Below are 21,777 nucleotides of genomic sequence, written 5' to 3' on the forward strand. Positions count from 1 at the left end.
ACGGGCTCCCAGCGGAGCCCGTTTTTTTTGCCCCTTACATTTCCACCTGGGTGCCCAGTTCAATCACACGATTGAGCGGCAGGTTGAAGAAGCGCAAGTTGCTATTGGCATTCTTCAGCAGAAACGCGAACACTGTTGCGCGCCACCGCGCCATGCCCACAAGACGCGAAGCAATCACGGTCTCCCGACTGAGGAAATAAGTGGTGCGCATTGGACTGAAGTCCAACTCCTCAAGGTGACACAGCTTCAGTGCTGCAGGCACATCTGGCTCATCCATGAAGCCGAAGTGCAGAATTACCCGGTAGAAACCCTCTCCGTAGGCCTCGACCTCAAATCGCTGCTGGGTAGGCACCCGCGGTGCATCCTCGTTGACAACGGTCAGCAGCACGACTTGTTTGTGCAACACCTGGTTGTGCAACATATTGTGCAGCAGCGCATGAGGCACGGCATCCGCCCGTGCAGTAAGGAACACCGCAGTACCCTCAACCCGATGGGGCGGCTGCACACGGATACTGCCAATAAAGATCGGCAGCGGCAGGCTCCCTTCGTCCAGCCGTTCGACCAGAATCTGTTTGCCACGCTTCCATGTGGTCATCAACATGAACAGGACAATGCCCGCCAAGACCGGAAACGCACCACCCTGGACGATTTTCGGCACGTTGGCGGCAAAGAACAGCCCATCGACCAGGAGAAAGCCAACCAGTACCGGTACGGCCAGAACCGGTGGCCACTTCCACAAGAGCAACATGACAGCAGAAACCAGCAGCGTCGTGATCAGCATGGTCCCGGTCACGGCTACACCGTAGGCGGAGGCCAGGGCCCCCGACGACTCGAAGCCGAGCACCAGCAAAATCACGCCGACCATCAGCGACCAGTTGACCGCGCCGATATAGATCTGCCCCTGCTCATCACTGGACGTGTGCTGGATGTGCATTCGCGGCACGTAGCCAAGCTGGATCGCCTGGCGAGTCAGAGAGAAAGCACCCGAGATCACCGCCTGGGAGGCAATGACCGTTGCCAGCGTCGCCAAACCCACCAGAGGTATCAGTGCCCAGTCCGGGGCCAACAGGTAGAACGGATTGCGTGCGGCGTCCGGCGTCTCCAGGATCAAAGCACCCTGGCCAAAGTAGTTGAGCACCAGGGCCGGCAACACCAGGGCAAACCAGGCCCGCGCAATGGGCTTGCGGCCAAAATGGCCCATGTCGGCATACAGCGCTTCAGCGCCAGTCAACGCCAACACCACTGCCCCAAGAATCGCTACCCCCATACCGGGATGCACAATGAAGAAGCGTACAGCCCACAGGGGGTTGAGTGCCTGTAGCACTTCCGGCCGCTGAACAATGCCATGCACGCCCAGCGCCGCCAGCACCAGAAACCAGGCGACCATCACCGGACCGAACAAAATACCGATCCGGGCCGTGCCATGCCGCTGAATAAGGAAAAGCCCCACCAGAACGATCAGCGCCACCGGAATGACCCAATGACCGATTCCCTCGAAGGCCAACTCCATCCCTTCGACAGCCGACAGTACCGAGATCGCTGGAGTGATCATGCTGTCGCCGTAGAACAGCGCTGCACCGAACAAGCCAAACACCACCAGTAACGTACGCAGTTTCGGATACGGAGACGCCGCTCGTCGGGCCAGCGCCGTCAGCGCCATGATGCCGCCTTCCCCCTGGTTGTCAGCCCTCAGGATGAACAGCACATATTTGATAGAGACAACCCAAATCAGCGACCAGAAGATCAATGACAGGATACCCAGCACCCCATCATGGTTGACCGGTACCCCATAGCCACCGGAAAAGACTTCCTTGAGGGTATACAAGGGGCTGGTCCCGATATCGCCGTAGACCACCCCGACCGCTGCCACCAGCAGGCTTAGCGGTTTTGCCGCCGACTGCCCGGTATCGGCATGACTGCTTGCCTGAACCATCAACCACTCCCGCAACCAAGACCCTAAGCCTGAGAAATTCGTGCCAGATGCTAGCATTTACACAATCCGCGAACGCTGACCCGCAGCAGCTAACATCAACGCTGGCACAACGCCGCGAAGCATAGCGCAGCGTTCGTCGTATTTCTGCTGGTCAAGTGGGATTACGCTCGCTAGAATTGCGCACTTTTTGATCAGAGGCGCCCAAACGCCCGCCAAGGTTGCCGCGCCATTCGGCCTCGCAACCTCTTCAACACCGAGGTTAGTCATGTCCACCACCCCTACGCCCACCACGCCCAAGGTTGGCTTTGTTTCCCTGGGTTGCCCAAAGGCCCTGGTCGATTCCGAGCGCATCCTGACCCAACTGCGCATGGAAGGCTACGAAGTCGTGCCCACCTATCAGGATGCCGATGTGGTAGTGGTCAACACCTGTGGTTTCATCGACTCGGCCAAGGCCGAGTCGCTGGAAGTGATCGGTGAAGCCATCGCCGAAAACGGCAAGGTCATCGTCACCGGCTGCATGGGTGTCGAAGAAGGCGCCATTCGCGACGTACACCCAAGCGTACTGGCCGTGACCGGCCCGCAGCAATATGAACAAGTGGTCAACGCCGTCCACGAGGTGATTCCACCCAAGCAGGATCACAACCCGTTGATCGACCTGGTGCCACCACAAGGCATCAAACTGACCCCCCGTCACTATGCCTACCTGAAGATTTCCGAAGGCTGCAACCACAGCTGCAGCTTCTGCATCATCCCGTCGATGCGTGGCAAGCTGGTCAGCCGCCCGGTAGGCGAAGTGCTGAGCGAGGCCGAGCGTCTGGTCAAGGCCGGCGTCAAAGAGCTGCTGGTGATCTCCCAGGACACCAGCGCCTACGGCGTCGACGTCAAGTACAAGACCGACTTCTGGAACGGCCGCCCGGTCAAGACCCGCATGCTCGAACTGTGCGAAGCGCTGAGCAGCCTGGGTGTCTGGGTGCGTTTGCACTACGTCTACCCGTATCCAAACGTCGACGACGTGATCCCGCTGATGGCCGAGGGCAAGATCCTGCCGTACCTGGACATTCCGTTCCAGCACGCCAGCCCGAAAGTGCTCAAATCGATGAAGCGTCCCGCCTTCGAAGACAAGACCCTGGCACGCATCAAGAAATGGCGCGAGCAGTGCCCGGAACTGATTATCCGCTCGACCTTCATCGTCGGCTTCCCTGGTGAAACCGAGGAAGACTTCCAGTACCTGCTCGACTGGCTCAGCGAGGCCCAGCTTGACCGTGTCGGCTGCTTCCAGTACTCGCCCGTCGAAGGCGCACCGGCTAATGACCTGGGCCTTGAAGTCGTACCAGACGACATCAAGCAGGAGCGCTGGGACCGCTTTATGGCACATCAACAGCAGATCAGTGCCGCGCGCTTGCAACTGCGGGTTGGCAAGGAAATCGAGGTGCTCATCGATGAAGTCGACGAGCAAGGTGCCATTGGCCGCAGTTTCTTCGATGCGCCAGAAATCGACGGTGTGGTCTACGTCGAAAGTGACCGCGACCTCAAGCCTGGCGACAAAGTGCTGTGCCGCGTGACCGAAGCAGACGAATACGATCTGTGGGCCGAAACCCTCTGATCAACCGTGTCTGAAATAGCCCTGCCAGCGATGGTGGGGCTTTTTTACGACTATGGTTTCCTCATCCCACAGAGGAGAACCTTGAAATGCCGCAGCTTCATCGGGTTCAAACCCCCAGTTTCAACGACTACCCTGAACTGATCCGCGTCTGGGAAGCCTCGGTGCGCGCCACCCACGACTTTCTGCCGAATGACTATATCTGCCTGCTGCGCGAGCAGATGCGCAAACAGTATCTGGACGCCGTCATGCTGATCTGCTGCAAAGACCGCCAGCAACGTATCAGCGGCTTTGCTGGCGTGGCCGCCGGTCGAGTGGAAATGCTTTTCGTTGACCCAAGCTACCGTGGCCAGGGGGTGGGCAAGCAACTTTTGCATTACGCCATTGAACAACTGAATGCCGAACAACTGGATGTCAATGAACAGAACCCCCAAGCGCTTGGCTTCTACCTCAAGCAAGGCTTTGAAGTCATTGGCCGCTCAGAAACCGATGGCATGGGGCAACCCTACCCCCTACTCCATTTAAGGCTGATTCATACACAACCCTTAACTGCAGACTGACAGTCGATGTAGTACCGCTCCGAAATAGGGCAAAACCGCGCTATCGACGAATGTTGCCGGGATTAACCCGAGCCAGCCGGGTACAATGGTTGCCTTTCCCTGTGCCACGGCTGTCGTCATGTCTGAACCCATTCGTCTTTCCAAACGCCTTATCGAAATCGTCGGCTGCTCCCGACGCGAGGCAGAGCTGTTCATCGAGGGTGGCTGGGTCACAGTGGACGGCCAGATCGTCGACGAACCACAACACAAGGTCGGCAGCGAGCAGGTTGAGCTGTTGCCCGGTGCCAAGGCCGAAGCACTGGAACCTGTCACCCTGTTGCTCAATCAACAGCCCGAAGACACCCTCGACAGTGCGTTGGCCAGTATCAATGCGCTCAGCCTGTCCGAGCTGCACCGTTATGGTAAGCGCCCACTCAAGGGCCACTTCAGCCGCCTGACGAGTGCCGCCCTGCTCCAGGACGGCGCCAGCGGGTTGCAGGTGTTCAGCCAGGATTGGCGCGTACTGCGCAAGCTCACCCAGGACATTGCCAAGCTTGAGCAGGAGTATGTCGTCGAGATCAGTGGCGAGATCATCGCCCACGGCCTTGAACGACTGAACCGCGGGGTGATCTGGCAAGGCAATGCCCTGCCACCGGTCAAGGCCAGCTGGCAGAACGAAACACGCCTGCGCATTGCACTGAAAAACCCGGCGCCCGGCGTCATCGTGCAACTGTGCAAAAGTGTCGGCCTGAGCGTTGTCAGCATGCGCAGGCTTCGCCTCGGCGGCGTCGCCATGGGCAAGCTACCTCTGGGCCAATGGCGCTATCTGGCGGCTCAGGAAAAGTTCTAGCACCACAGGCGCTACCACTCGGGTAGCGCCCCCGATCAGGATTGTTCTCATGATTCACAACGATGTACTGCGCAGCCTGCGCTACCTGCTGGAAATCAACGACGCGAAGCTGATTGAACTCATCAAGCTGGGCGGGTTGGACGTCAGCAAGGCCGACATCGCCACCTACCTGAAAAAAGAGGATGAAGAAGGTTTCGTCCGCTGCCCGGATGAAGTCCTGGCGCATTGCCTTGACGGCCTGGTGTACTTCAAGCGCGGCAAAGACGAGAGCCGCCCGGCCCTGCCGATCGAGCTTCCGGTGACCAACAACATCGTCATGAAGAAACTGCGTGTCGCCTTTGAACTCAAGGAAGAAGACCTGCACGCGATTCTCAAGGCCGTCGATTTTCCGGTCTCCAAGCCAGAGCTCAGCGCGCTCTTCCGCAAGGTCGGGCACAGTAACTACCGCCCCTGTGGCGACCAGTTGCTGCGCAATTTCCTCAAGGGCCTGACCCTGCGGGTTCGTGGTTGAGGCGCTGATGAACCATAGTGTCGCCCCAGTTGGCATCCTGCGCTCCTGCTTCAAGGAAAAGTTTGCCATCCCGCGTCAACCCCAACTGGCGCCAGCCGCGCGCGGGGTGCTCGAACTGCTGCCGCCGTTCGATCAGGGCGATGCAGTAGCCGGCCTTGAGCAGGTCAGCCACGTCTGGCTGCTGTTCCTGTTCCATCAGGCATTGGAGGACAAACCTCGACTGAAGGTGCGTCCGCCACGCCTGGGGGGCAACAAGTCCATGGGGGTGTTCGCAACGCGCGCCACTCACCGCCCCAATGGCATCGGTCAGTCGGTGGTCAGGCTGGATAAGGTTGAACCGGGCCGCTTGTTCCTCTCCGGCATCGACCTGCTGGACGGAACCCCCGTGCTGGATATCAAGCCGTACGTCCCCTATGCCGACAGCATTGGCGATGCGGTCAATGAGATGGCCAGCGCCCCACCCGCCCCGATCCCGGTGCAGTGGGGCGAACAGGCATTGCTACAAGCCCGAGAGCACGCCTTGCGCCTCGGCGAGCCACTGGCTGAGCTGATCGAGCAATGCCTGGCACAAGACCCACGCCCGGCGTACCAGATTCCACCCGTGGAACGCATCTACGGTGTGAAGTTCTGGGATGTACAGGTGCGCTGGCACTATCCGCACCCGGACATGATCCGGGTACTGGAAGTCGTGCACGAGCCATAGGCCCGTATCAGCACAGTGTTAAAACGAAAAAAGCAGGCCGAAGCCTGCTTTTTTTCGTTCAAACTGCCGGATTACTTCTCGACGAATGCACGCTCAATCAGATAATCGCCAGGTTCACGCATACGTGGCGAGACCTTCAGACCAAAGCTGTCGAGCACTTCACTGGTTTCGTCGAGCATGCTCGGGCTACCGCAGATCATTGCACGGTCATCTTCCGGATTGATCGGCGGCAGACCAATGTCGCTGAACAGCTTGCCGCTGCGCATCAGGTCAGTCAGACGCCCCTGGTTCTCGAACGGCTCACGGGTTACGGTTGGGTAATAGATCAGCTTGTCACGCAACGCCTCACCAAAGAACTCATTCTGAGGCAGGTGCTCGGTGATGAACTCGCGGTAGGCGACTTCGTTCACATAGCGCACACCATGAACCAGAATGACTTTCTCGAAGCGTTCGTAGGTTTCAGGGTCCTGGATAACGCTCATGAACGGCGCCAGACCAGTACCCGTGCTCAGCAGGTACAAGTGCTTGCCCGGCTTCAGGTCGTCAAGGACCAGCGTACCTGTAGGCTTCTTGCTGATGATGATCTCATCGCCTTCCTTGAGGTGCTGCAACTGCGAGGTCAGCGGGCCGTCCGGCACCTTGATGCTGAAGAACTCCAGATGCTCTTCCCAGTTCGGGCTGGCAATCGAGTAGGCGCGCATGAGCGGACGGCCATTAGGTTGTTGCAGGCCGATCATCACGAACTGACCGTTCTCGAAGCGCAGGCCCGGGTCGCGGGTGCACTTGAAGCTGAACAGGGTGTCGTTCCAGTGATGGACACTGAGAACACGTTCGTGGTTCATGTTGCTCATGTATAGGGCTCCTGAAGAAAAACGCGGCGCTAACCGTGAGCGCGATTGCGCAATAGTTTAGTGGCAGCGACAATATCTGTTAAATGAATTATTAAGATATGTCTTATCGGTTATATAGATATGCGATTTACGCTTCGTCAGCTTCAAGTATTCGTCGCCGTAGCCCAGTACCAGAGCGTCTCACGCGCGGCTGGCATACTGGCGTTGTCGCAATCCGCCGCCAGCACGTCAATCACCGAGCTTGAGCGCCAATCCAGCTGCCAACTGTTCGACCGTGCCGGCAAGCGCCTGAGCCTCAATGCGCTGGGTCAACAGCTGCTGCCCCAGGCGGTAGCATTACTTGATCAGGCCAAGGAGATCGAAGACCTGCTCAATGGAAAGTCCGGGTTTGGCTCATTGGCTGTCGGCGCCACGCTGACTATCGGGAACTACCTGGCAACGCTGCTGATCGGCAGCTTCATGCAGGTTCACCCTGAAAGCCAGGTCAAACTGCATGTGCAGAACACCGCGCATATCGTGCATCAGGTAGCGCATTACGAAATTGATCTGGGTCTAATCGAAGGTGACTGCAACCACCCGGACCTGGAAGTCCAACCGTGGGTCGAGGATGAGCTGGTCGTGTTCTGCGCGCCCCAGCACCCATTGGCGCAGCGCGGTCAGGCCAGCCTTGAAGAACTGACACGGGAGGCATGGATTCTACGTGAACAAGGCTCCGGGACGCGCCTGACCTTCGATCAGGCGATGCGTCACCACCGTTCGACACTGAATATCCGTCTTGAGCTGGAGCATACCGAAGCAATCAAGCGCGCCGTGGAATCGGGGCTGGGCATCGGCTGCATTTCACGCTTGGCCCTGCGCGACGCTTTTCGCCGAGGGAGCCTGGTAGCCCTGGAAACGCCAGAGCTAGACCTCGCCCGGCAGTTCTACTTCATCTGGCATAAACAGAAATACCAGACCTCGGCAATGCGCGAATTCCTGGAGCTGTGCAGAACCTTCACGGCGGGTGTGCAGCGCAGCGATGAAATCGTACTGCCCCGCATTCCTTAAAGCAGGATTACCGCCCAGACCAGGCCCACCATGCTCAAGGCCACCAACTGTGCAGCGCTGCCCATGTCCTTGGCATTCTTCGACAGTGGGTGGCGCTCCAGCGAGATACGGTCAATTGCCGCTTCCACCGCCGAGTTCAGCAACTCGACGATCAGGCCAAGCAAACAGACGGCGATCAGGATAGCCCGTTCGGCGCGACTCACATGTAGCAAGAAGGCCAATGGGATCAGTACAACGTTGAGCAGCACCAATTGGCGAAAGGCAGCTTCACCTGTGAAGGCCGCTCGCAAACCATCGAACGAATAGCCAGCAGCATTGAAAATGCGTTTGAGGCCGGTCTGGCCCTTGAATGGCGACATAAAAAACTACTTCATCCTTAAAAACGCCGAAGGCTAGTTCAGCGCGGGTCAAAAAAGCGTGAAGGCAGTCGGCGTTAACTGCCTGAAACAGATTCAAGTTGTTGCAGCAGCAAGGCAGCCTGGGTACGGGTACGGACGCCCAATTTACGGAAGATTGCCGTGACGTGAGCCTTGATGGTTGCTTCAGAAACACTCAGCTCATAGGCGATCTGCTTGTTCAGCAGGCCTTCACAGACCATGGTCAGCACCCGGAACTGCTGCGGCGTCAAGCTGGCAAGCCCTTCACTGGCAGCTTTGGCTTCAGCTGAAACATCAACCTTCTCGAACGCTTGTGGCGGCCACCAGACATCACCGTCGAGCACCTTGCGTACTGCATCCTGAATCGTTTCCAGCGGGCTGGACTTCGGAATGAATCCACTGGCACCGAACTCACGGGACTTCACTACCACCGATGCTTCTTCCTGGGCAGAGACCATCACCACGGGAATCTGCGGGTACTGACCGCGCAACAGTACCAGGCCGGAAAATCCGTAGGCGCCCGGCATATTGAGGTCAAGCAACACCAGGTCCCAGTCCGCCTTTTCAGTTAATCGGGTTTCCAGTTCAGCGATGCTCGCCACTTCCACCAACCGTACGTCCGGGCCAAGGCCCAACGTTACGGCCTGGCGCATCGCACTGCGAAAAAGTGGGTGGTCATCGGCAATCAGGATTTCGTACGTGGCCATCGATCTAATGATCCTGTTCTGTGCAGGCGCGCTAAAGACCGGACGCCTGGCGGGGAGCAACTGAAGGCTTGGGAGGCAGTACCACATGCCAAAATGGCGTAACGAAGCCACAAAAGTGTTTCAAGCTTCGTCACGGCCGAATCGGCGCCAAGGATGCCGAGGTCAGACCGGGTGGTCAAGTTCGGCACCTTGCGGCCCTGCCAGCGTGCTCATTATGAACCGAACACGCCATGGATGCCCTTGTACTATAGGAAGGGCTGCAGCCGTTGATGCACGTCATCCTGCTCATCGACAGGGCGATGGAACTTGGCCCCCAGATAGTGGGCACTGAAGACATCCAGATAGGCATCGAGCGCCTCGGCGGCCCGCTGATCGGCGGCCAACTCCAGGCACATGGCGGCCACTTCGGCGGTACAGAAATGATCGTCGCGCTTGGACCGACGCAGACGATAGCGCGACAGCTGCTCAGGTTGCAGGCTCAGTACAGGGAAGCGATCCAGATACGGGCTCTTGCGGAACATTTTTCGCGCTTCGGTCCAGGTCGCATCCAGCAAGATGAAAAGTGGCCGCTTGCCCGGCTCGCGAACAACCTCGGTCACCACCCGTTGAGGCTCGACAAACTCGCCAGGGAATACAATGTAAGGCTGCCAGTGAGGCTGCTCCAACAGCGCCAACAACTGCTCATCCACCGAAGTACGCTGCCAGCCAAACGCTGTCGTATCGGCAATGATGTCAGCGATCAACCAGCCCGTGTTGGTCGGTTTTAGCGGCTCGGTATCATGCATCAACAAGCACATGGCCGACTCGGCAGCCACCCGCGGCTTCCACGCACACAGGCAATGGCTATCAATGACCCGACAGCCTGGGCAACGAGGCGCACGCGAACCGCGTGCAACAAACGGTTTGACGCTGCGGGCCAAGCGATCGGCGCGCAGACGGGAGACAGCATGGGTCATAGAGGGCACAACGAAGGCAGGAGACAATCGCCGCAGTTTACCAGAGGTCACCAGCCACCGAGTGTTTTGCCGTGGAGCCGGACCCCGCGCTCCCTTATAATCGCCACCCTATCGATACGCGCTGGCGTAAATAGGCCTGCCAGGGGCGGAACGCAACGCCTGAGCGCAGGTCCAACCGCCAGTTACCGAACCAGGAGAAATTCATGCTGCGTTTTATCGCCCCAACCCTCGGCCTTTTGCTGGCTCTGCCTATGGCTGCACATGCAGCCTCGCTGCAGGACTATGAGCTTGGCAAGATGCTCGACAAGGTTGCCAAGGAAAGCAGTGTCGGCACCCCTCGGGCGATCAACGAGGACATTCTCGACCAAGGTTACACCGTCGATGGCAAGGAGCTGATCAACCACCTCAGCGTACGTGAAAGCCATGCGCAGCAAATGCGTGCCAATCCAGACATGGTTCGTGGTCAATTGGGCGCCAGCGTTTGTCGCAATACTGGCTACCGTCAGCTACTGGCCCGCGGTGCGGTTCTGCGTTACGAGTTTACCGAGTACAAAACCAATCGTCCGGTGGCAGTACAACGCTTCAACGCCGCCGACTGCGGTCTGAACCAGAAAAAGAAATAATCAGGTTATCCCGTCACTGGCGCGCCGCTGTTCTTCATCGGCGCGCAACTCGGACACAAGTGCCTGGATGTAACGCGAATGACACTCTGACTCTTCGAGGCGTCGCAGGCACTCCTGTTCCAGGCTCAGGTTACCGGCCCGCGCTGCACGTTGTAGCGACGCGTACAGCTGTGTATCCACCTCCAGAACCAATCGTCCCATACCCTATGCCTCCCTGCGCTCAAACACTGTGGTCGTGCTTGAAGTTAATCAGATTGTTCCATTAATTGGATCCGATCAGATGAGCGGTCGAAACGGGCACCTGAAATGGTGCGTCCACACACGCTAGAGGCAGTGAGGCACAGAGAACAGGTCAGCATGAAGACCCGGCAGGGTCTAGATTAATAAGCAACAACCATCATTGTTTCGGGCAAAACGAGGATGATCCCGCTCAGGTACACTACTGCCCTGAAGACAATAACAGCCATACCGATGATCAATGCTGCTGGCAGGCTCTGACAGCCTGTCACGGTGCCGGACATCACGCGTCGGGCACGAAGCAGCCAGCAACACATGAGTGTTGCAGCCAGGTCGAAGTACTCGCCTTGGCCAGCAGTTTTGCTGCAAAAGGAGAAGTTGAATGCCTAACAAACCGAATGAGCTGCTTGCAAACTACTTCAAGAACAACGGAATCAACCTCGACAACGTCGACGAACAACTAAAGCTGGTTGCCCCCAACAGCCCAAACCTGTCGCTCTACCGGGATATGATGTTGACCGTGCTGCGAATGGCACATGACGACAGCAACCGCTGGAATGCGAAGATTACCCTGCAGGCCCTGCGCGAACTGGATCATGCCTTCCGCGTACTGGAACAATACAAAGGCCAGCGCAAGGTAACAGTCTTCGGCTCCGCCCGAACCCCCATCGAGCACCCCATGTATGGCTTGGCAAAAGAGCTGGGGGCTACCCTTGCCCGCGCGGACATGATGGTCATCACGGGTGCAGGTGGCGGCATCATGGCTGCTGCTCATGAAGGCGCAGGCGTGGAACACAGCCTGGGTTTCAATATCACCCTGCCATTTGAGCAACATGCCAACGCAACAGTCGAGGGCACAGACAAGCTGCTGCCGTTCCACTTTTTCTTCATTCGCAAGTTGTTCTTCGTGAAGGAGGCCGACGCATTGGTGCTATGCCCTGGTGGCTTTGGCACGCTGGATGAAGCGCTGGAAGTCCTGACGTTGATCCAGACAGGCAAGAGCCCACTCGTACCAGTGGTGCTGCTGGATGCTCCAGGCGGCTCATTCTGGCAAGACGCCCTCAAGTTCATTACCCATCAGCTGGAAGAAAACCGCTATATCCTGCCGAGCGACATGAAGCTGCTGCGCCTGGTACACAGCGCAGAGGAAGCGGTCGAAGAGATCAACCAGTTCTATAGCAACTACCACTCCAGCCGCTGGATGAAGAGCCAATTCATCATTCGCATGCACCATCGCCTCAGCGACGCAGCCATGCTCGATATCGCAGAGATGTTTGCAGATCTACGCCAGCATGGTCATTTCCATCAACACGCTCAAAGCTGCGTAGAACTTGACGACCCACAGTTCAGCCACCTGCATCGACTGGCATTCGCCTTCAATGGTCGAGATTATGGTCGCCTGCGCGAACTGGTGGACTTCATCAACCATCCAGAAAACCGGGCCAAGCCCCAACCCATGCATACCACACAGCATGCACGGGAAGCGCTAAAGGTCACTTGATACCCAGTGATCGAGGCTAAATACCCAGAACGTCAGTCATCCAGACCTCGGCCGCTCAGCAAGCGGCCGATCAAGTCCATGGGGAAGCCTCGGTAAACCAGAAAACGGGTTTGCTGCGCACGACTGCGAGGATCACATGGCAATTGCCCTGCAAACTTGCGCTGCCATACCTCAAGCAATTGCGCCTGCCAGTCTACCCCCGACTCACGCAGAGCCTGGTCGATATCCGAACGTTGTAAACCGCGCACGCCCAGTTCCTCACGTATGCGCGCAGGGCCATAGCCGGAGCGAGAGCGATAACTGATGAAGCTTTCAAGATAGCGGGCCTCACTGAGCAAACCCTCATCCGTCAAACGGTCGAGTTCCTGTTCGATCATCTCGGGAGAAGCACCGCGCTGACGCAACTTGCGCGTCAGCTCGACACGACCGTGCTCGCGGCGCGCGAGCAGGTCCATGGCTGTCCGCCTTACGGCGACGGGGGTATCGAGTACGACGGACATGGGCAGGATCAGAAGTCAGCGTCAGCGTCGACCAGATCGTCTTCAGGAGCAGCATCGGCGATCGCAGCCTTGCCAGCAGCCTCAACGGCACCCGGGTTCAAAAGCTTGTCGCGGATCTGCTTCTCGAGAGTGGCAGCGATCTCCGGATTGTCCTGGAGGAACTTGGCCGAGTTGGCCTTACCTTGACCAATCTTGCTGCCCTGATAGCTATACCAGGCACCCGATTTTTCCAGCAGACCGTGCTGTACACCCAGGTCGATGATTTCGCCGTTGAGGTAGATGCCCTTTCCGTAAAGGATCTGGAACTCGGCCTGACGGAATGGTGGAGCCACTTTGTTCTTGACGATCTTGACGCGGGTTTCGCTACCAACCACTTCGTCGCCTTCCTTCACCGCGCCGGTACGGCGGATATCCAGGCGAACCGAACCAGGCAGTTGGCGTTCTTGATGTTGCCAGTAATTTTACGCAACGCCTGGGACATCAGGCGAGCCTGCAGGCCCACGTGCATGTCACCCATTTCACCTTCAATTTCAGCCTTTGGTACCAATGCAGCAACGGAGTCGACGATGATCACGTCAACCGCATTGGAACGCACCAGCATGTCGGTGATTTCCAGTGCTTGCTCACCTGTATCTGGCTGCGAGACCAGCAGGTCGTCGACATTGACGCCCAGCTTGCCGGCGTACTCTGGGTCCAGTGCGTGTTCGGCATCGACGAAGGCGCAGGTAGCCCCCATTTTCTGGGCCTGAGCGATCACCGACAGGGTCAGTGTGGTTTTACCGGACGACTCAGGGCCGTAGATCTCGACGATACGGCCTTTTGGCAGACCGCCAATGCCCAGGGCAATGTCCAGCCCCAGCGAGCCAGTAGAAATGGCCGGGATCGCCTGGCGCTCATGGTCACCCATGCGCATGACCGCGCCTTTACCGAATTGACGTTCGATTTGACCCAGGGCCGCAGCCAAGGCACGCTTCTTGTTGTCGTCCATTGAAGTCCTCACGTAATCGATAGGCCCTGACGGCCAGAACACCTGTATAAGTAGCCAGTATTATTCCACAGGGTTTTGTTTCCGCCTACCCCCGAATCGCGATTTACTCCGCGCCAAGCTGTAACAAGCCGTCTAGCGCGGCGATTACCGTTTGTCGGCGTACCGATTCGCGGTCTCCGTCGAAGTACCGGCGCTCGGTCGTCACGTGCTCGCCGTCAGCCCATGCCAGCCAGACAGTCCCCACTGGCTTGGCAACAGAACCTCCATCCGGCCCGGCCACACCGCTGACCGCCACGGCAAAACGCGCCCCGCTGGCAGCCTGTGCACCGCGCACCATGGCCTCGACAACCTCCTGACTGACCGCCCCTACCTGGCCGAACAACGCCTCGGGAACCCCCAGTTGACGGGTTTTCTGTGCATTGGAATACGTCACGTAACCGGCCTCGAACCACGCCGAGCTGCCAGGTATGCGGGTAATCGCCTCGGCAATGCCGCCCCCCGTACAGGACTCGGCGGTAGCCACATGAGCATTGAAACGGCGCAGACGCTCACCCAGCCGGGCAGCAAGAACGGTAATCGGGTCCATGGCAGGCTCCTTGAAAGTCTTGCGCCCTACCCTACACCAAGCACTGCCTGGCAGAAATGCTCAAGAACAGCCGGTCACCAGTGGATCGAGGTCAGAACCATGGGCCCTTATCACCCCCAACAACCCCTTACCGACCGCACGTTCGCAGAGGCTCTCTGCCTGCCTTGGACGGCGATTGAAGCGCTGCTAGTCTGTCGATTACCGGTGGTCGGAAAGGTGGCTGCCGTCGCAATGTCTCTGACGACCGTTGTGTTGTAACCCACTGTTGTAGCTAACCGTTGTAACTGACCTGAGGTGATGAGCGGAGCCTTCACCCAGCTTACAAAATCTAATAAGAGCAACATAAATGCCACTAGCGAAAGCCATCATTCGTACCCAGCGCGACACCTTCGCCCATGAGGTCCCCTCTAGCCGCAGGAGCACACCAAAGCCATGAAGATGCACGCTTCACGCCTCGGTCTGGTACTGCTCTGGGCTTTGCTGACACTGGTCTCGTTGTGGGCCCGTCCGCTGATTCCGATCGACGAAACCCGCTACGCAGCGGTCGCCTGGGAGATGTGGTTACGTGGTGACTGGCTGGTACCTCACATCAACGGCGAACCCTATAGCCACAAGCCGCCACTGCTCTTCTGGCTGATAAATCTCGGTTGGGCTGTGCTCGGCACGGGCGATTGGGTGCCGCGCCTGGTTACTGCGCTGGTGACCCTGGGCGACCTGTTACTCCTTGGCGCACTGGCTCGGCGCTTGTGGCCGCACGATACCCGGACATCCCTTATAGCCCCTTGGCTGTTCTACGGTTCCCTGAGTATTGCCCTGTTCAGCACGACCTTGATGTTTGACCTGCTGATGACTGCGGCGGTACTGGTCGGCCTGCTCGGTTTGACCGGCGCTTGGCAGCGCGGCAGTTGGCATGACTGGGGACTGTACGGGCTGGGCATCGGCCTCGGCATTCTCAGCAAGGGACCGGCGATCCTTGTCTACCTCCTACCTGTCGCACTGCTGGCGCCCTGGTGGATGACCACCGGCTACCCTGGTGGATGGAAGCGCTGGTACAGCAATACCGCCTTGGCACTACTCGCTGGGGCCTGCCTGGCGCTGCTATGGGCAATTCCGGCGGCCATCCAGGGAGGCGAGGCCTACCGCGAAATGATCCTGTGGGGCCAGACAACCGGGCGGATGGTCCAATCCTTCGCCCACGCGCGGCCCTGGTGGTGGTACCTGCCAATTCTGCCGATCCTTCTGCTCCCCTGGTCGTTGTGGCTACCGCTTTGGCGTGGACTCCCGGGGTTACGAGCGCACGCTGGCGCGGCAGAGCGCTTTTGCCTGGCCTGGTTTGTGCCCGGACTGCTGGCTTTCTCCGCAATCAGCGGCAAACAGGTGCATTACCTGTTACCACTGCTCCCGGCACTGATCCTGCTGGGCGCACGAGCGCTAGAGGCTCGCGCAGATACGCCATCACCCGGTCGCCTGGCTATCGCGCTGGCGCTGGCCCCGTTTGCCTTCATTGCACTGGCCCTTACGATTGCGCCCTTCCTGGCCACGCAGCGCCAATGGCCGACCTGGGTCGCCGAGCTGTCACCGGGCTGGGGGTTGACCCTGCTCGCGTTGACGCTACTTTGGGCACTCATCCTGCATCGACTCGAGGCCAACCGCTGGCTCGCAGCGTTTCCCGTTGCCTTTCTCGCCGGACTGCACATCGGTGTACTCCGCATCGCGGCGCCCGCCTTTGAAATGCCACAGCTCAGCGCGACCCTGGCAACGTTGCAGGCCCAGGGTACGGTCGTGGCAGCTTCAGCCCAGTATCGCGATCAGTATCCCTTCTCGCTGCGTTTGACCAAGCCCTTGCAATTGATCCCTGAAGGCGACGAGCTGGCGTGGGCACAAGCCAATCCGACTGGCGTACTGTTGGTGAACCATAAGGCAATGAGCGCCGAACAGCGGCAAGCGGCACTGATTACCCAGACCTTCCGAGGTAGCGATGCCGCACTCTGGCCGGCGACAACACTGACCCGCCATCCAGACTACCTCAGCAACGAACGCGTGGAGGATGCCAATGCAACCGAATGAGCCTGCGTAGGCCAGCACCACGGGGTGGGGCAACTCACTGCCCCCCTGTAATAGACATCAGCCAGCGCCAGCAATACAGAATAAATCCCTGTAGTATTAGGCCATTCGAAATTGTCTAAAAGACTGCTCGCTGTAAGGCCTTGAATGTCTGATCTTTCCGCACACACCCCGATTGTGCTGGAGTATTAACGAAAAAAGGCGCCAAAGCCCAACAACATAAGGGCTTCGGCGCCTTTTTGCATATGCGCAAGCGTGCATGAATTGGCGTGAATTGGCATAGTTGGGCGTTCGGTTTGCCCCATTTTTGCCCCATCGATCACGTCTTAGGTACAGCTCACTCGCCAAAGCTGATCAAGCCGTGTCGTGTAACTCCTACTCATCATCTCTCGACGCATCCCCCAGTCAGGATCCACCGGCACGCTAGCAGATCGAAGCGTTCCCCTGCCCCATCGTTCGTTGATCTGATCAAGCACCATCATCACCCGACTCGCTTCAGCTGGCTGAGCCGCTGCGAACAGGTCGCCTGTATATTGGCCTCGCTGGCTGAGGTTCATTAGCAGGACTTCAGCCTTGCTGTAATTGAAGCCAGGACGGAACACGCGCTCAAGCGCATCGACCGCAGCCTTCGTCAGCAACCGTACATCATCAGTAGGGTACGGCAACTCGACGAGCACCCCGTTGGCGTACTTGGCTTCCTCAGGGTTGAACATGCCAGTTCGAATGCTCACCCTGATCTTCTTGCATACAGAGCCTTGCGCCCGCAGCTTTTCCGAGGCGCGCATCATGTAGGTGGCCACCGCCTCTTTTATTGGCGCCAATGCCTGCAGGCGCTTGCCGAACATCCGGCTGCAGCAGATCTCCTGCTTTGGCGGATCCGGTTCATCGAGCTCCAGGCAAGGGGTACCGGCCAGCTCGCGAGCGGTTTTCTCGACCACCACACTGAACTTTTTGCGCAGCATCCACGGATCAGCCTTGGCCAGATCCATAGCGGTCTTGATGCCCATGCCTTCAAAGTGAGTGCTCAAACGACGGCCAACACCCCACACCTCCGAAACCGCCGTGTTCCTCAGCACCCAATCGCGCTTAAAGGGATCGCAGATGTTAACCACACCACCGGTCTGAGCCTGGAGGCGCTTGGCCGTATGGTTCGCCAGCTTGGCCAGGGTCTTGGTACCAGCAATACCGACGCCGACCGGAATGCCAGTGCAACGCAGCACCTGGCTGCGAATGCGTCGGCCGAGCTGGTCCAGGTCAGCAATACCGGTCAGATCGGCAAACGCTTCATCAATGCTGTAGACCTCGACCGCTGGAACCATGGATTCGATCAGGGTCATGACCCGCTCGCTCATGTCACCGTACAGGGCATAGTTGGACGAGAACGCCACGATGCCATGCTGCTTGAGCTTGTGCTTGATCTGAAAATACGGCTCCCCCATCTTCACAAAGGGCTTCGCGTCGTAGCTGCGCGCAATGACACAGCCGTCGTTATTGCTCAGTACGACGATCGGCACCTTGGCCAAGTCCGGTCGAAACACCCTCTCGCACGATGCGTAGAACGAGTTGCAATCGATCAATGCAAACACGGGCGCTTTAGACATGGCTGCGCACGCTGCCGGTGATCACGCCCCAAATCGACAGCTCGTCCCCTTCTAGAACGTAGCGCGGCGGGTACTTGGGGTTTTCGGACAGCAGGATCACGTCCTTGCCTCGAATGCACAGCCGCTTGCACACCGGGTCATTGTTCAGCAACGCAACAACAATATGCCCGTGCGCAGGCTCAAGCGAGCGGTCGACCACCGCAAGGTCTCCATCAAAGATCCCAGCGCCCTGCATGCTCTCACCTGTGATTGATACAAGGTACACATGAGGTGCCCGGATGTTGAGCACTTCATCCAGGGAGATGTGCGCCTCGATGTGATCAGCCGCTGGCGAGGGGAACCCAGCTGGCACTTGGAACAGGCACAGGGGCAGCTTCAGACCGCCCTCGGCGATTGGGCCTATGATGGAATAGCTCATGACGCACGACTCCAAAAAATACTGTACGAATATACAGTTAACGATTTACGAGCCTTGCGGTCAATTTTTATGTGGGAGATTTCTGATAGGCGGGAGTCAAAATGTGCGGACGGTTGAGCCAGTACCACGGTATCCACGACTTCGTGGACGCCCTGAGCATGCCCTACCCGCTAGTAAACAGCATTGGGGACCAACCGCTGGAGCACTACAACGTAGCGCCAACGACGCGTGTAGCCCTGCTGCGACTGGCTGAAGAGAAGCTGCACGCGGATCTGGTGCGCTGGGGATGGCGGCCGCACTGGGCCAGGGATCGAGCAGCACCAATCAATGCCCGAGTGGAAAAAGTTGCACACAGCCCGTTCTTTCGGGCGATCTGGCCGCACAGGGCTATCGCTCCAATCGACAACTGGTTTGAGTGGGTCGATGAAGGTGGGCCGAAAAAGCAGCCGTACCTGATCAGGCGCCGCGATGGGCGCCCAGCACTATGCGCCGCAATCGGCCAGTTCAGCGCCGAACCGAATGAGCATGACGGCTTCGTAATCATTACCGCTGACAGCGCAGGCGGAATGATAGACGTGCATGATCGCCGCCCTGTTGTTCTGGCACCAGAGTTAGCCAGGGAATGGCTCACCCCTACTACATCGAATCAGCAGGCCGAACATATGGCCCTGAATCTGGGTGAACCCTCGGAGGCATTCGAGTGGTTTCGGGTTGGAGCGTCCGTAGGCAACGCGAGGAACCAAGGTCCGAGTCTAATTGAACAGTTAGCAAAGTAGTGCATCCCCAACACATAATACGTACGTAAGCATGTAAGTACTTAGTTAAATAGCGAATTAACGAATTGACGAACACCCTCCAGACATAAAAACACAAAAGCACATATGTTCAAAAACACAAAAATGCTATTACACAAAAAACACAATCTCACTACTGCACAAGCCAGACGGCACGGGGCCTAGAGGCTTTTTTGAGCCTTTTTAAAATCGGACCTTGACGCGCCCCTAAGTTTACTTATTTAATCTCGCACTACATCAACGCACCATCCCCCCCGGCGCAAAAAATTACGCCAGGGCGGCCCAACTCAGCCTGGAGAATTATATGACCATTAAACTTATCCTCATCTTGGCAATCGAAATCATCAGATTGATCCAGATGATGGTCATTGGTTAAAACAGGCTGCCAAGTGCAGACGGCGTCCAGTTCATGATGACTAGCTCACCCGTTACCTCAGCTTTGCCTTGCCGCTGGTTGGTCGTCGTGTACCTAATATCCACAGTCTCGAAATGGAAGCCGTCGAAAACACGCCGGATGTCCGGGTGGTCGTTGATGCTGACCATCACCTTGCCCTTACAGCACCGCATGAACGCGGCCATGCGCTCGTAATTTTCAAAGGGGAAATCGAGGCCATACCCAGCGGTCTGCCAGTACGGCGGGTCCATGTAATGGAACGTGTGTGCCCGGTCGTAGCGCTCGGCGCATTCCAACCAGGACAGGTTCTCGACGTAGGTGCCGGCGAGGCGCTGCCAAGCGGCTGAGAGGTTTTCCTCAATGCGCAGCAGGTTGATGGCCGGGCCGGTGGTTGCGGTACCAAAGGTCTGCCCAGTGACCTTGCCACCGAACGCATGCTGCTGCAGATAGAAGAACCGGGCGGCACGCTGGATGTCCGTCAGCGTCTCGGGCCGGGTCATCTTCTGCCACTCGAAAATTTGGCGCGAGCTTAGCGCCCATTTGAACTGGCGGACGAATTCCTCCAGGTGGTTCTGCACCACCCGATAGAGCGTAACCAGGTCACCATTGAGATCGTTGAGCACCTCCACCGGCGCGGGCTGCGGACGCATAAAGAACAGCGCAGCACCACCGGCGAAGACCTCGACGTAGCATTCATGAGGGGGAAAGAGAGGGATCAAGCGGTCGGCCAGACGGCGTTTGCCGCCCATCCAGGGAATGATTGGAGTCGTCATTTGAGAGCAAGTCTTTACTGTATGGATAAACAGGTGTTAGGCTCGCCGCGCTTTGTGCACGGAGCAGGAGCCTCGGCTGGACTTGCAGGAAGGGTCTGCGGGTTCGGCGAGCTGAGCGGATGTTGACGCATCCACTCGGCTCGCTCCTTTCATTTCAATGCACGATCTCGCGCACATAGGCCTGACAGGCCTGCAGAGCGATCAATCCGTCGTCACCGTCACTGGTGATGGCGACAATTCGTTGAGCATGCGCTGGGTCAAGTTCGGCTCGCGTGCCTCCATGAACCACGCTGCTGGAGCCGGAGGCTTCTCGCACCCCACCGCTACCACTCGAAGCGGGGGCGGCGAGTAAGACTGACAGCCGCAAATCAGCAGTAGCGAGGCGGTCACGCAAGCGATCCTGAAGTTGTTGCGCATCGAGCAGTTCCTTGTAGTGGGTTTCGTCATTTACCTGCAGGCGGTCTTCAAGCGCTCGGCGCTTTTCCTGTTCGTCCTCCTGCCAGTCGAGGACGGCAACAGAGGCTTGGTTGCGCTCTCGCTGGAAGTCTTCGTACTGCTTGGCCAACTGCTTGTCGTAGCTATTGGCCTGCCATTTCCACGCGGCCAAACCACCCAACGCAAGCCCCAATAACAAGGCCAGCAGAGTGATGGGCAGAACAACACGTAGCCCCAGCGACTTCATGGCAGCACCTTTAGCGCAGTGGCATACAAGGCTTCGCGGTCAGCCAGACCGTTGGTACCGCCATTGATGCGTTTGGTGATCAGCAGAAAGTCGCCCTTGTCAGCCAAGGTGTTCAGGCCTGCTCGATGCCAGAACCAGCCAGCCGACAAAGCCGCGTAAACCGGGTGTTCCAGCAGCTCCGGCGTATTAAGTAAACGGCTATCGCCAAACAACGCCTCGCTGCAGGCCCCATAATTGTCATGCCCTGTGATCTGAATCAGCCCCCTGCCCCGGTACTTTTGACCGTCACCATCAGGCGCAGGTGTGTTGCCCAAGGCCTTGGCCAGCTTGCCGGTGTCGTACTTGGCCAGGTAGCTATCGCCACCCAGTTCGCGCACATAGCGCAGTTGCCCGGACTCGTGACCGATCTGCGCCACGAAGGCCGCGATCCGTAGCCGGGTGACGATGCCGTACTTGCCCATGGCGGCGTTGAGGGCAGGATCGAGTAGGAGGCGAGTTCACACCCGCCGTCCTCTCACACCACCGTGCGTACGGTTCCGTAC

Annotated in this window: 23 protein-coding genes and 1 pseudogene; 10 read left to right on the plus strand and 14 right to left on the minus strand. The window is 58.1% G+C overall.

Translation table 11 applies throughout. The features are described from left to right. Positions 1 to 34 precede the first annotated feature (34 nt). Entirely contained in the window at positions 35 to 1,933 is a 1,899-nt protein-coding gene (locus IE038_RS21060) for a potassium transporter Kup (protein ID WP_163931834.1), read from the minus strand. 265 nt (positions 1,934 to 2,198) lie between these two features. On the opposite strand from IE038_RS21060, the gene rimO reads away from it, so the two are divergent. From rimO to tsaA, 5 genes are all read left to right on the plus strand, one after another. Continuing rightward, positions 2,199 to 3,536: a 30S ribosomal protein S12 methylthiotransferase RimO gene (gene rimO / locus IE038_RS21065; RefSeq protein WP_163931831.1), complete on the plus strand. Its 1,338-nt coding sequence runs from the start codon at positions 2,199 to 2,201 to the stop codon at positions 3,534 to 3,536. 86 nt (positions 3,537 to 3,622) lie between these two features. Beyond that, complete coding sequence (locus IE038_RS21070; RefSeq protein WP_189396231.1) at positions 3,623 to 4,093, plus strand: GNAT family N-acetyltransferase; 471 nt, start codon at positions 3,623 to 3,625, stop codon at positions 4,091 to 4,093. A gap of 118 nt (positions 4,094 to 4,211) precedes the next feature. Next, the gene (locus tag IE038_RS21075; RefSeq protein ID WP_163931828.1) at positions 4,212 to 4,922 is read left to right on the plus strand and encodes an rRNA pseudouridine synthase; all 711 of its coding nucleotides are present in this window, start codon (positions 4,212 to 4,214) and stop codon (positions 4,920 to 4,922) included. Between the two features lie 49 nt (positions 4,923 to 4,971). Beyond that, positions 4,972 to 5,433 carry a YehS family protein gene (locus IE038_RS21080; RefSeq protein WP_065760803.1) on the plus strand — a complete coding sequence of 154 codons (462 nt, stop codon included), beginning with the start codon at positions 4,972 to 4,974 and terminating at the stop codon, positions 5,431 to 5,433. Positions 5,434 to 5,440: 7 nt separating this feature from the next. Next, positions 5,441 to 6,136, plus strand: a complete 696-nt coding sequence (tsaA, locus tag IE038_RS21085; RefSeq protein ID WP_163931825.1) for a tRNA (N6-threonylcarbamoyladenosine(37)-N6)-methyltransferase TrmO — start codon at positions 5,441 to 5,443, stop codon at positions 6,134 to 6,136. A 71-nt stretch (positions 6,137 to 6,207) separates the two neighbouring features. Here the strand turns inward: tsaA and fpr are convergent, their stop codons facing one another. Next, on the minus strand, positions 6,208 to 6,987 hold the full coding sequence (gene fpr / locus IE038_RS21090) for a ferredoxin-NADP reductase (RefSeq protein ID WP_065760805.1): 780 nt from the start codon (positions 6,985 to 6,987) through the stop codon (positions 6,208 to 6,210). A 120-nt stretch (positions 6,988 to 7,107) separates the two neighbouring features. On the opposite strand from fpr, the gene IE038_RS21095 reads away from it, so the two are divergent. Then, the gene (locus IE038_RS21095) at positions 7,108 to 8,034 is read left to right on the plus strand and encodes a LysR family transcriptional regulator (RefSeq protein ID WP_163931822.1); all 927 of its coding nucleotides are present in this window, start codon (positions 7,108 to 7,110) and stop codon (positions 8,032 to 8,034) included. On the opposite strand, the gene IE038_RS21100 is transcribed toward IE038_RS21095, so the two are convergent. The 3 genes from IE038_RS21100 to IE038_RS21110 form a co-directional block, all read right to left on the minus strand. Next, positions 8,031 to 8,393 carry a diacylglycerol kinase gene (locus IE038_RS21100; RefSeq protein WP_163931819.1) on the minus strand — a complete coding sequence of 121 codons (363 nt, stop codon included), beginning with the start codon at positions 8,391 to 8,393 and terminating at the stop codon, positions 8,031 to 8,033. The genes IE038_RS21095 and IE038_RS21100 overlap by 4 nt on opposite strands. A 74-nt stretch (positions 8,394 to 8,467) precedes the next feature. After that, positions 8,468 to 9,118: a response regulator transcription factor ErdR gene (gene erdR / locus IE038_RS21105; protein ID WP_065760808.1), complete on the minus strand. Its 651-nt coding sequence runs from the start codon at positions 9,116 to 9,118 to the stop codon at positions 8,468 to 8,470. 245 nt (positions 9,119 to 9,363) lie between these two features. Further along, entirely contained in the window at positions 9,364 to 10,074 is a 711-nt protein-coding gene (locus IE038_RS21110; protein WP_163931816.1) for a tRNA-uridine aminocarboxypropyltransferase, read from the minus strand. 203 nt (positions 10,075 to 10,277) lie between these two features. On the opposite strand from IE038_RS21110, the gene IE038_RS21115 reads away from it, so the two are divergent. After that, the gene (locus IE038_RS21115) at positions 10,278 to 10,697 is read left to right on the plus strand and encodes a quorum-sensing-regulated virulence factor family protein (RefSeq protein WP_163931814.1); all 420 of its coding nucleotides are present in this window, start codon (positions 10,278 to 10,280) and stop codon (positions 10,695 to 10,697) included. Here the strand turns inward: IE038_RS21115 and IE038_RS21120 are convergent, their stop codons facing one another. Next, on the minus strand, positions 10,698 to 10,898 hold the full coding sequence (locus tag IE038_RS21120) for a hypothetical protein (protein WP_163931811.1): 201 nt from the start codon (positions 10,896 to 10,898) through the stop codon (positions 10,698 to 10,700). Positions 10,899 to 11,316: 418 nt separating this feature from the next. Here IE038_RS21120 and IE038_RS21125 point away from each other — a divergent pair, with 418 nt between their 5' ends. Then, positions 11,317 to 12,435 carry an LOG family protein gene (locus tag IE038_RS21125; protein WP_163931808.1) on the plus strand — a complete coding sequence of 373 codons (1,119 nt, stop codon included), beginning with the start codon at positions 11,317 to 11,319 and terminating at the stop codon, positions 12,433 to 12,435. 32 nt (positions 12,436 to 12,467) lie between these two features. Here IE038_RS21125 and recX read toward each other — a convergent pair whose 3' ends face one another. The 3 genes and pseudogenes from recX to IE038_RS21140 form a co-directional block, all read right to left on the minus strand. Continuing rightward, a complete protein-coding gene (gene recX, locus IE038_RS21130; protein ID WP_189396232.1) occupies positions 12,468 to 12,935 on the minus strand; it encodes a recombination regulator RecX in 468 nt (155 codons plus the stop codon). An 8-nt stretch (positions 12,936 to 12,943) separates the two neighbouring features. Next, positions 12,944 to 13,923, minus strand: a pseudogene (locus tag IE038_RS21135) (recombinase RecA). A gap of 103 nt (positions 13,924 to 14,026) precedes the next feature. Beyond that, positions 14,027 to 14,509 (minus strand): CinA family protein, encoded by a 483-nt coding sequence (locus IE038_RS21140; protein ID WP_163931800.1) that lies wholly within the window; start codon positions 14,507 to 14,509, stop codon positions 14,027 to 14,029. 432 nt (positions 14,510 to 14,941) lie between these two features. Here IE038_RS21140 and IE038_RS21145 point away from each other — a divergent pair, with 432 nt between their 5' ends. Continuing rightward, positions 14,942 to 16,576 (plus strand): ArnT family glycosyltransferase, encoded by a 1,635-nt coding sequence (locus IE038_RS21145; RefSeq protein WP_189396233.1) that lies wholly within the window; start codon positions 14,942 to 14,944, stop codon positions 16,574 to 16,576. A gap of 323 nt (positions 16,577 to 16,899) precedes the next feature. Here the strand turns inward: IE038_RS21145 and umuC are convergent, their stop codons facing one another. Beyond that, complete coding sequence (gene umuC, locus IE038_RS21150) at positions 16,900 to 18,174, minus strand: translesion error-prone DNA polymerase V subunit UmuC (RefSeq protein WP_163939800.1); 1,275 nt, start codon at positions 18,172 to 18,174, stop codon at positions 16,900 to 16,902. After that, positions 18,167 to 18,592, minus strand: a complete 426-nt coding sequence (locus tag IE038_RS21155) for a LexA family protein (protein WP_102052080.1) — start codon at positions 18,590 to 18,592, stop codon at positions 18,167 to 18,169. Before IE038_RS21155 ends, umuC begins: the two co-directional genes overlap by 8 nt. 101 nt (positions 18,593 to 18,693) lie before the next feature. Between IE038_RS21155 and IE038_RS21160 the strand changes: the two genes are divergently transcribed. Beyond that, a complete protein-coding gene (locus tag IE038_RS21160) occupies positions 18,694 to 19,368 on the plus strand; it encodes an SOS response-associated peptidase family protein (protein ID WP_163939801.1) in 675 nt (224 codons plus the stop codon). Between the two features lie 390 nt (positions 19,369 to 19,758). Here IE038_RS21160 and IE038_RS21165 read toward each other — a convergent pair whose 3' ends face one another. The 3 genes from IE038_RS21165 to IE038_RS21175 form a co-directional block, all read right to left on the minus strand. Next, on the minus strand, positions 19,759 to 20,553 hold the full coding sequence (locus tag IE038_RS21165) for a DNA adenine methylase (protein WP_163939802.1): 795 nt from the start codon (positions 20,551 to 20,553) through the stop codon (positions 19,759 to 19,761). 154 nt (positions 20,554 to 20,707) lie between these two features. Next, a complete protein-coding gene (locus IE038_RS21170; RefSeq protein WP_163939803.1) occupies positions 20,708 to 21,235 on the minus strand; it encodes a lysis system i-spanin subunit Rz in 528 nt (175 codons plus the stop codon). After that, positions 21,232 to 21,696, minus strand: coding sequence for a glycoside hydrolase family 19 protein (locus tag IE038_RS21175; RefSeq protein WP_189396234.1), 465 nt, complete (start codon positions 21,694 to 21,696; stop codon positions 21,232 to 21,234). The genes IE038_RS21170 and IE038_RS21175 overlap by 4 nt, the downstream gene beginning before the upstream one ends. Between the last annotated feature and the right edge of the window lie 81 nt (positions 21,697 to 21,777).

The organism is Pseudomonas laurentiana, assembly GCF_014648275.1.
GTDB lineage: Bacteria > Pseudomonadota > Gammaproteobacteria > Pseudomonadales > Pseudomonadaceae > Aquipseudomonas > Aquipseudomonas laurentiana.

Bases quoted from the DNA above. Each gene is read 5' to 3' on its own strand.
- IE038_RS21060 (WP_163931834.1), bottom strand. From the start codon at position 1,933: ATGGTTCAGGCAAGCAGTCATGCCGATACCGGGCAGTCGGCGGCAAAA.
- rimO (WP_163931831.1), top strand. From the start codon at position 2,199: ATGTCCACCACCCCTACGCCCACCACGCCCAAGGTTGGCTTTGTTTCC.
- IE038_RS21070 (WP_189396231.1), top strand. From the start codon at position 3,623: ATGCCGCAGCTTCATCGGGTTCAAACCCCCAGTTTCAACGACTACCCT.
- IE038_RS21075 (WP_163931828.1), top strand. From the start codon at position 4,212: ATGTCTGAACCCATTCGTCTTTCCAAACGCCTTATCGAAATCGTCGGC.
- IE038_RS21080 (WP_065760803.1), top strand. From the start codon at position 4,972: ATGATTCACAACGATGTACTGCGCAGCCTGCGCTACCTGCTGGAAATC.
- tsaA (WP_163931825.1), top strand. From the start codon at position 5,441: ATGAACCATAGTGTCGCCCCAGTTGGCATCCTGCGCTCCTGCTTCAAG.
- fpr (WP_065760805.1), bottom strand. From the start codon at position 6,987: ATGAGCAACATGAACCACGAACGTGTTCTCAGTGTCCATCACTGGAAC.
- IE038_RS21095 (WP_163931822.1), top strand. From the start codon at position 7,108: ATGCGATTTACGCTTCGTCAGCTTCAAGTATTCGTCGCCGTAGCCCAG.
- IE038_RS21100 (WP_163931819.1), bottom strand. From the start codon at position 8,393: ATGTCGCCATTCAAGGGCCAGACCGGCCTCAAACGCATTTTCAATGCT.
- erdR (WP_065760808.1), bottom strand. From the start codon at position 9,118: ATGGCCACGTACGAAATCCTGATTGCCGATGACCACCCACTTTTTCGC.
- IE038_RS21110 (WP_163931816.1), bottom strand. From the start codon at position 10,074: ATGACCCATGCTGTCTCCCGTCTGCGCGCCGATCGCTTGGCCCGCAGC.
- IE038_RS21115 (WP_163931814.1), top strand. From the start codon at position 10,278: ATGCTGCGTTTTATCGCCCCAACCCTCGGCCTTTTGCTGGCTCTGCCT.
- IE038_RS21120 (WP_163931811.1), bottom strand. From the start codon at position 10,898: ATGGGACGATTGGTTCTGGAGGTGGATACACAGCTGTACGCGTCGCTA.
- IE038_RS21125 (WP_163931808.1), top strand. From the start codon at position 11,317: ATGCCTAACAAACCGAATGAGCTGCTTGCAAACTACTTCAAGAACAAC.
- recX (WP_189396232.1), bottom strand. From the start codon at position 12,935: ATGTCCGTCGTACTCGATACCCCCGTCGCCGTAAGGCGGACAGCCATG.
- IE038_RS21140 (WP_163931800.1), bottom strand. From the start codon at position 14,509: ATGGACCCGATTACCGTTCTTGCTGCCCGGCTGGGTGAGCGTCTGCGC.
- IE038_RS21145 (WP_189396233.1), top strand. From the start codon at position 14,942: ATGAAGATGCACGCTTCACGCCTCGGTCTGGTACTGCTCTGGGCTTTG.
- umuC (WP_163939800.1), bottom strand. From the start codon at position 18,174: ATGTCTAAAGCGCCCGTGTTTGCATTGATCGATTGCAACTCGTTCTAC.
- IE038_RS21155 (WP_102052080.1), bottom strand. From the start codon at position 18,592: ATGAGCTATTCCATCATAGGCCCAATCGCCGAGGGCGGTCTGAAGCTG.
- IE038_RS21160 (WP_163939801.1), top strand. From the start codon at position 18,694: ATGTGCGGACGGTTGAGCCAGTACCACGGTATCCACGACTTCGTGGAC.
- IE038_RS21165 (WP_163939802.1), bottom strand. From the start codon at position 20,553: ATGACGACTCCAATCATTCCCTGGATGGGCGGCAAACGCCGTCTGGCC.
- IE038_RS21170 (WP_163939803.1), bottom strand. From the start codon at position 21,235: ATGAAGTCGCTGGGGCTACGTGTTGTTCTGCCCATCACTCTGCTGGCC.
- IE038_RS21175 (WP_189396234.1), bottom strand. From the start codon at position 21,696: ATGGGCAAGTACGGCATCGTCACCCGGCTACGGATCGCGGCCTTCGTG.